This window comes from Roseateles sp. GW823-FHT07B05, assembly GCF_058794515.1.
This window is the reverse complement of the sequence record NZ_JBXAGX010000022.1, coordinates 44,968-54,792: the sequence shown is the minus strand read 5'-3', so window position 1 is coordinate 54,792 and position 9,825 is coordinate 44,968. Positions and strand designations below refer to the sequence as shown.

The window sequence follows — 9,825 nt, the reverse complement described above, 5'->3', positions numbered from 1 at the left end:
TCGGCCACACTCCGCACTCAACCGCCAGCCACCCATGAGCCGCATCCCGGCCATGAACAACCTACTGGAACTCAACATCTAGCCGCTGTCGATCCGGCGCCGCGTCATCCGTCGTGGATCAGGCCAGCATCGAAAGGAATCCCATGCCCGCCGAAGAGAAAGTCAAAGGTCCGGCCTCGTACTTCCCGTCCATCGAGAAGACCTACGGCCAGCCGATCGCGCACTGGCAGCAGGTCATCGCCGACGCCGGTCCGCTCAAGCACATGGAGATGGTCAACCGGCTCAAGGCCGACCATGGCCTGGGCCATGGCCACGCCAACGCGCTGGTGGCCTACTTCCTGAAGAAGTAGCCGGCGCCGCGTCAGGCCCGGCGAGCGGCGCGGCGCAGCTCGACCGCGTCGGGCAGCGAGCGCTCCTCGTTGGCCGCCAGCCGGAACACATGCAGCGCCGCGGCCACCTGCTCGGTGTCGTGCTGCATCTGCGCCGCCGCGCGGGCCAGCTGTTCGACGAGGCCGGCGTTCTGCTGCGTGATGCCGTCCAGCGCATGCATCGCGCCGTTGACCTCGGCCACGCCCTGCAGCTGGGCGCGGGCGCCGCTGTCGATGTGCGAGATCAGCCCCGTGAAGGCGCGCACCTGGGCCAGCGTCGCGTCGATGCTCTCGCGGGCGGTGCGGGTCTGCGCCTCGCCGTCGCGCACGCGGCGCGTGGAGTCGTCGATCAGCGTCTTGATCTCGCGTGCCGCCGTGGAGCTGCGCAGCGCCAGCGCCCGCACCTCGCCGGCGACGACGGCAAAGCCCTTGCCATGCTCGCCCGCCCGTGCCGCTTCCACGGCCGCGTTCAGCGCCAGCAGGTTGGTCTGGAAGGCGATGCTGTCGATGAGCTGCACGATCTCGCCGATGCGCCCGGACGACGCGGCGATGCCGCCCATCGTGTCGGTCACCGAGTGCACGACGCTGGCGCTGTTGCTGGACACCTCGTGCAGCTGGCCCGCCACGCCGCTGGCGTTGCCGGCGTGCTCGCTGGTGTCACGCACCGTGGCGGCAATCTGCTCGACGCTGGCCGCCGTCTGCTGCAGGCTGGCGGCCTGGCTCTCGGTGCGCTGGGCCAGGTCCTGGTTGCCCTGGGCGATCTCCTCGCTGACGCGGCGGATGCGGTCGATCTCGTGCCGCGTGTCGGTCACCATCGCGCACAGGTTGACGGACACCTGGGCCAGCGCGGACTCCAGCGGGCGCGTCAGCGCGTGGCCGCTGGGCTGCAGCGTGGTGGACAGGTCGCCCGCGGCGAGCGCATTCGCAAAGCCTTCGGTCGCGCCCAGCATGCCGCGCAGCCTGGCGTGCTGCAGGAAGGCGGCGCTGCCCGCCGTCGCCAGCGCCACGGCGCCCGCCGCCCAGAGCCCGCCCGTGGCGAATGCCGCGACGCTGGCGGCCGCCGCCAGCAGCGGCGCCGGCATGCCACCCAGCCACGGCAGGCGCCGGCGTAGCCGCTGCACGCCGCCGGCCAGGCCGGGGCGCAGCAGCTCGCCGGCGCTGAGGTGATGGCGCAGCCTGCCGTCGGCCTTCTCGGCGCGCATCACCGCGTAAAGCGCCTCGGCCTGCTCGATCTGCGCCCGCGTGGGCTGGGTGCGCACCGACAGGTAGGCCACCGGCCGGCCGCCGTCCAGCAGCGGCGTCACGTTGGCATACACCCAGTAGTGGTCGCCGCTCTTGCTGCGGTTCTTGACCAGGCCCGACCACGGCTGCCCGGCGGCGATGGTGGCCCACAGGTCGCGGAAGGCCTCCTCGGGCACGTCGGGGTGGCGCAGGATGTTGTGCGGCTGGCCCAGCAACTCCTCCAGCGCGTAGCCGCTGAGGTCGACGAAGGCCGCGTTGGCGTGAAGGATGCGCCCCTTCAGGTCGGTCGTGGACACCAGCGCGCGGCCGGTGGGGAAGGGGATTTCTCGGTGGGTGACGGCTTGGTGGCGCATGGACAGGTCCTCTCTCGGACACAGCATGCGGCGCCCCGCGAGCGCTCCCCTTGACTTGGCGCAAACCCTGAGAGCCGCCGGTGCTGCAGGCCGGCGGCGTGTGACGCAATGCTCAGAGGGTGAGAGTTTTCAGACGAGCCCGAAAGGCGCGTCAAAACGCCCTCGAACTAGGCGGAAAGCGCAGCCATAGCGGGCTATGGCGAGCATTTGCAACGACGGGCGAGGGTGTTTTGGCGGGCAGGGCGGGCACGGATGAAAACTCTCACCCGCTTAGATGTCCAGCGTCACGATGACCGGCGCATGGTCGCTGGGCCGCTCGTTCTTGCGCGGCGCCTTGTCGATCTCGCAGGCCGTCACGCGGCCCTTCAGCGCCTCGCTGACGAGGATGTGGTCGATGCGCAGGCCCTGGTTCTTGCGGAAGGCCAGGTTGCGGTAGTCCCACCAGCTCCAGCTCTTGGCCGGCTGCTCGAACAGGCGGAACGCGTCGGTCAGGCCCAGGCCCAGCAGCTGCTGGAAGTGCTCGCGCTCCTCGGGCGTGCAGTGGATCTGGCCGGCCCAGGCGACCGGGTCGTAGACGTCGCGGTCTTCCGGCGCGATGTTGAAGTCGCCCATCAGCACCAGCTGTTCGTGCGCCTTCAGCTCGTCGGCCAGCCAGGTGCGCAGGCCGGTCAGCCAGTTCATCTTGTAGGCGAACTTGTCGCTGCCCGGCGCCTGGCCGTTGGGGAAATAGCCGCCGATGACGCGCACGCCACCCACCGTGCCGGCGATGACGCGGGCCTGCTCGTCGGCGAAGCCGGTGATGTTCTTGACGACGCCGTCGGCCCGCTCGCGGCTGATCAGCGCCACGCCGTTGTAGGTCTTCTGGCCGAACCACTGCACCTGCCAGCCCGCCTCGCCGATCTCCATCGTCGGGAACTTGTCGTCGGTGAGCTTGGTCTCCTGCAGCACTAGCGCGTCGACGGGGTGGGCGGCCAGCCAGTCCAGCACCTGCGGCAGCCGGATGGCGAGGGAATTGACGTTCCAGGTGGCGAACTTCTTCATCGCGTGGGTCTCAAGGCTGGGAATCGGCCGGCATTGTCACCGGCGCCAGCCGGGCCACGACGTGTTCGACCAGGCGCTGCAGCCGCCCCAGCCGGCGCAGGTCGCGGTGGTAGCCGAGGTAGACCTCCCGGCCGGGCGGCGCCTCGGGCGGCGAAGCTTTCACGAGGCCCGGGAGGGCGTCACCCAGCGGGCAGGGCAGCACCGTCCAGCCCCGGCCGGCCGCGCACAGCGCCGCCTGCACCTGGCGGTTGTTGCTGCGCAGCGTGACCCGCGCCTGCGGCAGCACGCGGCGCAGCCATTGCACGTCGGGCATCTCGGCGAACGCCGTGTCCATCGTGATCAGCTCAGTGCCGCGGCCATCGCCCCAGGTAGGCGGCGCCAGGCCGGCGGCGCCGTAGAGCGCGTAGTCCAGCGTCATCAGCCGGCGCTGCACGACCTCGGCGCTGTCGAACGGGCGGATGCGGAACACCAGGTCGGCCTCGCGCCGGGCCAGGTTGAACAGGCGCGAGTCGGTGATCAGCTCGATGACGACCCGCGGGTGCAGCGCCTGAAAACCGGCAAGCACCGGCGCCAGCACCTGCACGCCGAACCAGTCGGACGAGGACACGCGGATCAGCCCCTCCAGCTCGGCGTCCTGCCCCGCCAGCCGGCGTTCGAAGGCGAGGGCCTCGTCCTCCATGCGCTCGGCATGGGCCAGCACTTCGGCGCCGGCGTCGGTCGTCACGAAACCGCCGGGCCCGCGCTGGAACAGCGGCGTGCCCAGCCGCTCCTCGAAGGCCTTCAGCCGCCGGCCCATCGTCGGCTGCGACTGCCCCAGCGCCCGGGCGGCGCCGCCCAGGGAGCCGGCGCGCGCGACGGCGAGAAACACCTTGATGTCGTCCCAGTCCATACCGGCGAGCATACGAAATTGCATGCTTGACTTGCGAGCTCGTTGGTTTTCATTCGAATGTGCATGAACAAAACTCTGGACATCACCACCACCCAGGAGTTCCTCATGACCTCAGTTGCCCCGACGATGCGCGCGCTGCGCGTGAACCAGCCCGACGGCGATTTCATGGCCGTCGACCTGCCGCGGCCCGAGCCCGGCGACGGCGAGGTGCTGGTGCGCATCCATGCCAGCGGCGTGAACCCGCTGGACACCAAGATCCGCGCCGGCCAGGCCGCCCACGCCCGCCAGCCGCTGCCGGCGGTGCTGGGCATCGACATGGCGGGCGTCGTCGTGCAGGCCGGCGCGGGCGTGACGGCCTGGCAGCCGGGCGACGAGGTCTATGCGATGGCCGGCGGCATCGCCGGTCTGCAGGGCACGCTGGCGGAGTTCATCGCCGTCGATGCCCGCCTGCTGGCGCGCAAGCCCGCGCGGCTGGGCATGCGCGAGGCGGCGGCGCTGCCGCTGGCCGTCATCACGGCCTGGGAGGGGCTGGTGGATCGCGCCCGGGTGCAGCCCGGCCAGACCGTGCTGGTGCAGGGCGGTGCCGGTGGCGTCGGCCATGTCGCCGTGCAGCTGGCGCGCGCCCGCGGCGCCGAGGTGTTCGCGACCGCCGCCGCCGAGGATGCCGAGCTCGTTCGCGGCTGGGGCGCCACGCCCATCGACTTCCGCACCGAGACGGTGGCCGACTATGTCGGCCGGCACACGGCCGGCCGGGGTTTCGATGTCGTCTTCGATGCGGTCGGCGGCGCCGCGCTGGAGGCGTCGTTCACGGCCGCGCGCCGCTACGGCGGCCATGTCGTCAGCATCCTGGGCTGGGGCACGCACAGCCTGGCGCCGCTGTCCTTCCGCGCGGCGACCTATTCGGGCGTGTTCACGCTGCTGCCGTTGCTCAGCGGCGAGGGCCGCGAAGCCCACGGCGCCATTCTGCGCGAGGCCGCGGCGCTGGTGGATGCAGGCCTGCTGACACCGCGGCTGGACGCGCGGCGCTTCTCCCTGGCCACCGCCGGCGACGCGCACGCCCTCGTCGCGGCCGGGCAGGGCCGGGGCAAGGTTGTCGTCGACGTGGGCTGAGTGCCGCGCGTCACCCGCCGACTTCGGCCTCGGTGTCGCAGTCCAGGCAGTCCTCGATGGGCGGGTCGGGCAGGTGCTGGTCGTTGTGCAGCTGGCGCAGCGCCGTGCGCAGGCCTTCCTCGACGACCGGGTGATAGAAGGGGTAGTTCAGCATCTGCTGCACCGTGTCGCCACGCTGCACGCACCAGGCCAGCAGGTGGCCGATGTGCTCGGCGGCGGGGCCGATCATCTCCGCGCCCAGCAGCCGGCCCGTGCCGCGCTGGGCGTAGACATGCAGGCCGCCACGGTTGACGCCCATGACGCGGCTGCGGCCCTGGTCGGCAAAGCTGACACGGCCGGTGTCGAACGCCGTGCCGGCAGCGGTCAGCTCGGCATGGCTGGCGCCGGCCATCGCGATCTGCGGATCGCTGAAGACGACCGCCAGCGGCGCGCGGCGCGGGCGGCGGTGCACGTCGGGGAAGCGCGCCGCGTTGTCGCCGGCGATGCGGCCGGCGTCGGCGGCCTCGTGCAGCAGCGGCCGGTCCTCGGTGGCGTCGCCGGCCACGAACAGCGGGCCCGCGCCCCACTGGCCGGTGTGGCGGTCGATGCGCGGCCGGCCCGCGGCGTCGCGCGGCAGGGCCAGGGCCTCCAGCCCCAGGCCGTCGAGGTTGGGCTCGCGGCCGCTGGCGCACAGCAGCACGTCGAAGCGCTCGCCGCCCAGCAGCACCCGGTCGCCATCCAGCGCCGGCTGCAGTTCACCCGCATTGGCCGTCAACGGCAGCGCCTCGGCAAACAGTTGCCGGCCCAGCGACTGCAGCTCGGGGTCGGTCAGCGGGCCGATGCGCTCGCCGCGGGCGAACAGCCGCACGCGCACGCCCAGCCGGTGCAGCGCCAGCGCCAGCTCCAGCCCGATGACGCCGGCGCCGACGACGGCCACCGAGCGCGGCAGGTCGACCCAGTCGAACACGTCGTCGTTGACGATGAGGCGATGGCCCAGCCGCTCGCGCCAGCCCGCCGGGATGCGCGGCCGGGAACCGGTGGCGACGACGACGGCGCGGGCCTCGATGCGCCGGCCGTCCACGTCCAGCGTGTTCGCGTCGATGAACCTTGCGCGGCCGAACAGCCGCGTCGCCTCGGGCCAGCCTTCCACGGTGTCGGTGACGAAGCCGACGAAGCGGTCGCGTTCGCTGCGCACGCGCTGCATGACGGCGCGGCCGTCGATGGCCGGCGCGTCCGCCTGCACGCCGAAACGGAGGGCGTCGCGCACGGCCTCGGCCGCATCGGCGGCGGCGATCAGCAGCTTGCTGGGCATGCAGCCGACACGGGCGCAGGTCGTGCCGTACCGGGCGGCCTCGATGAGCAGCACGCGCTCGGTGTGGCGGCGCGCGGCGCGGTAGGCCGCCATGCCGGCCGTGCCGGCGCCGATGATGGCCACGTCGCAGGTAAGGGTCATGTCGGACTCGCAGGGGCTGTGATCCGGGCAGGATAGCCCGCGCTGCCCATGCCCGCGCCGGCACGGTCTTGCGGCCCGGTGTCGGCGGGCCGCACGGGCGCGGACAGCCGCGCATCAATGTGGTTTTTGACTGGTTTTCCCTCCAATGCCGCCCCCTGGGCGATGGCTATCATCGGCCGGCTGTTTCTTACTCTCTTTTCCCGCCCAAGCCCGCCTGGCCGTCTTTCGCCAGCGAGAGGCCCCGGCCACCGTCGACGCATGCGTGAAGCCCTCCTGCTGTTCCTCCGCGCGAACCGTCGTCACCTGACCGATCTGGCGCTCGCCAGCCTGCTCGTCAACGCCTTCGTGCTGACGCTGCCGCTGTTCTCCATGCTGGTCTACGACAAGGCCGTGGGCAACGAGCTGCACGAGACGCTGTGGGCGCTGGCGCTGGGCATGGGGCTGCTGTTCGCGCTGGAGCTGGTGCTGCGGCTGTCGCGCGTGCTGCTGGTGGAGCATGCCGGCGCGCGCTGGGACATGCACCTGGACGAGCGCCTGCTGCGCGGCGTGCTGGCCACGCCGGCCTCCAGGCCGCTGCCGGTGGGCACGCTGATGTCGCGCTACCGCGAGCTGGCGGCCACGCGCGACGTGCTGTCCGCGCAATTCCTGCTGCCGCTGGCGGATGTGCCGTTCGCGCTGCTGTTCGCCATCGCGCTGGCCGTCGTCGCCGGGCCGCTGGTGCTGATCCCGCTGGGCACCGGGTTCGTGCTGCTGGGTGCCGGCGCCGTGCTGCAGGGCGCGGCGGCGCGCCGCTCGCAGGTGGCCAACAAGGCGTCGGCCACCAAGCTGTCCTGGCTGGTGGACGTGCTGATCGCGCGCGACAGCCTGATGTCCACCGCCGCGGCCCGCGTGGCCGAGCGCGGCCTGCGCGAGCCGTCGGCCGTGGGTGCCCGGGCAGCGTCGCGGGCACGGGTGTGGCAGCAGGTCAGCCAGCAGCTGCTGCCGGTGGGCATGTCGGCCTGCACGGTGCTGACGCTGGTGGCCGGCGTCTACCGCATCGAGGCGCAGGCGCTCAGCGTCGGCGGGCTGATCTCGGCCACCATGCTGGGCGGGCGGCTGGTCAGTTCCATCTGCCTGTTCGCACCGGTGGTGGTGCGTTGGCGCGAGTTCATGCGCGCGCTGCGCGACATGGCGCAGACCGTGGCGCTGGACGCTGCCGTGCTGCCCGACCGCGAGGCCACCGGCCCGCTGGGCGCGGCCACCGCCGAGGGCGTGCGGCTGGCCGGCGTGGGCTTTGCCTACCCCGACCGGGCGCCGGTGCTGGCCGACGTGACGGCCACGCTGCAGGCCGGCGAGCTGGTGGCCGTCGTCGGCAGCTCGGGCGCCGGCAAGTCCACGCTGCTGAAGCTGCTGGCCGGGCATGTGGTGCCCACGTCGGGCCAGTTCGCGCTGGGCGGCCGCGTCGTCGCCGACGACCTGACGCGCCGCTGGCTTGCCAGCACGGTGGCCTACAAGCCGCAGGAGCCGGGCTTCCTGGCCGGCCGGCTGCAGGACGTCGTCGCACCCGGCGAGGACGGCGCCCGCGAGGCCGACGTGCTGCGTTCGCTGCGCGTCGCCGGCCTGGGCCCGCAGCTGGACCGTGGCGAGCTGGGCCTGAACACCGAGCTGGGGCCCAACGGCGCGGGCCTGTCCGGCGGCCAGCGGCAGATGCTGGCGCTGGCCCGCGTGCTGCACCAGCCGTCCGACCTGCTGCTGCTGGACGAGCCCACGCTGGGGCTGGACCGCCAGGCGCAGGAAGGCTTCATCGCCGCGCTGCCGGGCTGGAAGGACGGCCGCTGCATCGTCGTCGCCACGCACAGCGCCGAGCTCATCCAGATCTGCGACCGCGTGCTGGTGCTGGAGCGCGGCCGCCTGGTGGCCGACGCGCCGCCGCAGCGGCTGCTGGCGCCCGGCGCCGTCACCCCGCGCACGCCCGCGCCGAACCGCACGACGTCCGCCTAAGGAATGCGATCCATGTCTTCATCCCTGCGTCGCCTGAGCGGGCTGACCCTGCTCTGCATCGCACCCGCCATGGCGCTGGCCCAGGTTGAGCCGCCCGCCGCGCCGGCCTCCGCCGCCTCGGCACCCGCCGCGCAAAAGCCCCGCGTCGCCGTGCTGCAGCAGCTGCTGGGCATGCCGCCCGTGCTCGCCATCAGCGGCAGCGGCCCGGCGCTGTCGCTGGGCGACGCGCTGCAGCAGGCCTGGCAGAACAGCCCCGACGTGGCCGCCGCGCGTTACCGCGCGCTGAGCTTCGACTACACCCGCAAGGCTGCGCGCGGTGCGCTGCTGCCCAAGCTGGAGACGCGTTTCTCGGTGGGCCGCGGCCATTTCGAGACGCCCGACAACCAGGTCAACCTGGGCCGCGGCGACCATTCCGCCGTGCTCAGCCAGGCGCTGGTGGACGAGACGGCCCGCCACGAGTGGACGCGCCAGGAGCTGCTGGCCGCGTCGGCCGAGGTGCAGCTGGCGGGCGTCGAGTCGCAGACGCTGCTGGACACCGGCAGCGCCTGGTTCGCCGTGCTGCAGCAGCGCGTGGGCGTGGAGCTGGGCCAGGGCTACGAGAAGGAGCTGGGCGAGCTGCTGCGCTACATCGGTGACCGCGTGGCCGCCGGCGGCGCCAGCCCCGCGGAGCGCGAGCGCATCGCGGCGCGCGTGGCCAACGTGCGCTCGGGCCTGGCCGATTCGCGCGCGGCGCTGGCCGCGGCACTGCGCAACTTCCAGCGGCTGTCGTCCGTGACACCGTTCGGCCTGGCGCTGGACGCGCCGCTGGACCTGTACCTGCCGGCCGACGCCGACGCGGCGATGGCCGAGGCCGGCGACGGCAATGCCGAGATCCTGGCGTCGCGGCTGGAACAGCAGGCCGCCGAGTCGGAGCGCAAGGGCAGCCGCTCGGCCTTCCTGCCGCGGCTGGCCGTGGAGCTGACGCACTCGCAGACGCGCAACGCCGCCGGTACCGAGGCGCAGCAGAAGGACAGCAAGGCCATGCTGGTGATGACCGTGCCGCTGCTCAACGGCGGCGCGGACTACTCCCGCATGAAGGCATCCGAGGCGCACCGCAACGAGCTGGAGGCGCGCGGCGAGGCGGTGCGCCGCCGCGTCGTGCAGGACCTGGAGACCAGCTACGCCAACCTGCAGGCCGCGACCGAGCGCTTCACGTCGGTGCGCGACGAGCTGGAGGCCAACCGCAAGGTGGTCGACGCCTTCCGCGCCCAGCTGACCGGCGGCAACCGCCAGCTGCTGGACGTGCTGGACGCCTACCAGCGCCTGCACCAGAGCCGCCTCGACATCGTGCAGGTGGTGGTGGCCGCGGCGCAGAACGAGTGGCGCATCGCCCACCTGACCGGCGCGCTGCGCCAGGTCGTCGGCAGGTAG

The 9,825-nt window shown here is 72.8% G+C and carries 8 protein-coding genes; 4 read left to right on the top strand and 4 right to left on the bottom strand.

Annotated elements, in window-relative coordinates:
- The first annotated feature begins 143 nt into the window (after positions 1-143).
- Positions 144-350 carry a DUF4287 domain-containing protein gene (locus tag AC1Q7O_RS26090; RefSeq protein WP_492662083.1) on the top strand — a complete coding sequence of 69 codons (207 nt, stop codon included), beginning with the start codon at positions 144-146 and terminating at the stop codon, positions 348-350.
- An 11-nt stretch (positions 351-361) separates the two neighbouring features.
- Here the strand turns inward: AC1Q7O_RS26090 and AC1Q7O_RS26085 are convergent, their stop codons facing one another.
- From AC1Q7O_RS26085 to AC1Q7O_RS26075, 3 genes are all read right to left on the bottom strand, one after another.
- Complete coding sequence (locus tag AC1Q7O_RS26085) at positions 362-1,963, bottom strand: methyl-accepting chemotaxis protein (protein ID WP_492662082.1); 1,602 nt, start codon at positions 1,961-1,963, stop codon at positions 362-364.
- 270 nt (positions 1,964-2,233) lie between these two features.
- Entirely contained in the window at positions 2,234-3,004 is a 771-nt protein-coding gene (xth, locus tag AC1Q7O_RS26080; protein WP_492662081.1) for an exodeoxyribonuclease III, read from the bottom strand.
- Between the two features lie 10 nt (positions 3,005-3,014).
- Positions 3,015-3,917 (bottom strand): LysR family transcriptional regulator, encoded by a 903-nt coding sequence (locus AC1Q7O_RS26075; RefSeq protein ID WP_492662080.1) that lies wholly within the window; start codon positions 3,915-3,917, stop codon positions 3,015-3,017.
- Between the two features lie 81 nt (positions 3,918-3,998).
- On the opposite strand from AC1Q7O_RS26075, the gene AC1Q7O_RS26070 reads away from it, so the two are divergent.
- Positions 3,999-5,003 carry a zinc-dependent alcohol dehydrogenase family protein gene (locus AC1Q7O_RS26070; protein ID WP_492662079.1) on the top strand — a complete coding sequence of 335 codons (1,005 nt, stop codon included), beginning with the start codon at positions 3,999-4,001 and terminating at the stop codon, positions 5,001-5,003.
- A 10-nt stretch (positions 5,004-5,013) separates the two neighbouring features.
- Here AC1Q7O_RS26070 and AC1Q7O_RS26065 read toward each other — a convergent pair whose 3' ends face one another.
- Entirely contained in the window at positions 5,014-6,435 is a 1,422-nt protein-coding gene (locus AC1Q7O_RS26065) for a dihydrolipoyl dehydrogenase (RefSeq protein ID WP_492662078.1), read from the bottom strand.
- A 258-nt stretch (positions 6,436-6,693) separates the two neighbouring features.
- Between AC1Q7O_RS26065 and AC1Q7O_RS26060 the strand changes: the two genes are divergently transcribed.
- Both AC1Q7O_RS26060 and AC1Q7O_RS26055 read left to right on the top strand, forming a co-directional pair.
- Entirely contained in the window at positions 6,694-8,415 is a 1,722-nt protein-coding gene (locus AC1Q7O_RS26060) for a peptidase domain-containing ABC transporter (RefSeq protein WP_492662077.1), read from the top strand.
- Positions 8,416-8,427: 12 nt separating this feature from the next.
- A complete protein-coding gene (locus AC1Q7O_RS26055; RefSeq protein WP_492662076.1) occupies positions 8,428-9,825 on the top strand; it encodes a TolC family protein in 1,398 nt (465 codons plus the stop codon).

What these genes read in the sequence shown, in the direction of transcription:
- AC1Q7O_RS26070 (WP_492662079.1), top strand. Translation starts at nt 3,999, where the DNA reads ATGACCTCAGTTGCCCCGACGATGCGCGCGCTGCGCGTGAACCAGCCC.
- AC1Q7O_RS26075 (WP_492662080.1), bottom strand. Translation starts at nt 3,917, where the DNA reads ATGCAATTTCGTATGCTCGCCGGTATGGACTGGGACGACATCAAGGTG.
- AC1Q7O_RS26090 (WP_492662083.1), top strand. Translation starts at nt 144, where the DNA reads ATGCCCGCCGAAGAGAAAGTCAAAGGTCCGGCCTCGTACTTCCCGTCC.
- AC1Q7O_RS26065 (WP_492662078.1), bottom strand. Translation starts at nt 6,435, where the DNA reads ATGACCCTTACCTGCGACGTGGCCATCATCGGCGCCGGCACGGCCGGC.
- xth (WP_492662081.1), bottom strand. Translation starts at nt 3,004, where the DNA reads ATGAAGAAGTTCGCCACCTGGAACGTCAATTCCCTCGCCATCCGGCTG.
- AC1Q7O_RS26060 (WP_492662077.1), top strand. Translation starts at nt 6,694, where the DNA reads ATGCGTGAAGCCCTCCTGCTGTTCCTCCGCGCGAACCGTCGTCACCTG.
- AC1Q7O_RS26055 (WP_492662076.1), top strand. Translation starts at nt 8,428, where the DNA reads ATGTCTTCATCCCTGCGTCGCCTGAGCGGGCTGACCCTGCTCTGCATC.
- AC1Q7O_RS26085 (WP_492662082.1), bottom strand. Translation starts at nt 1,963, where the DNA reads ATGCGCCACCAAGCCGTCACCCACCGAGAAATCCCCTTCCCCACCGGC.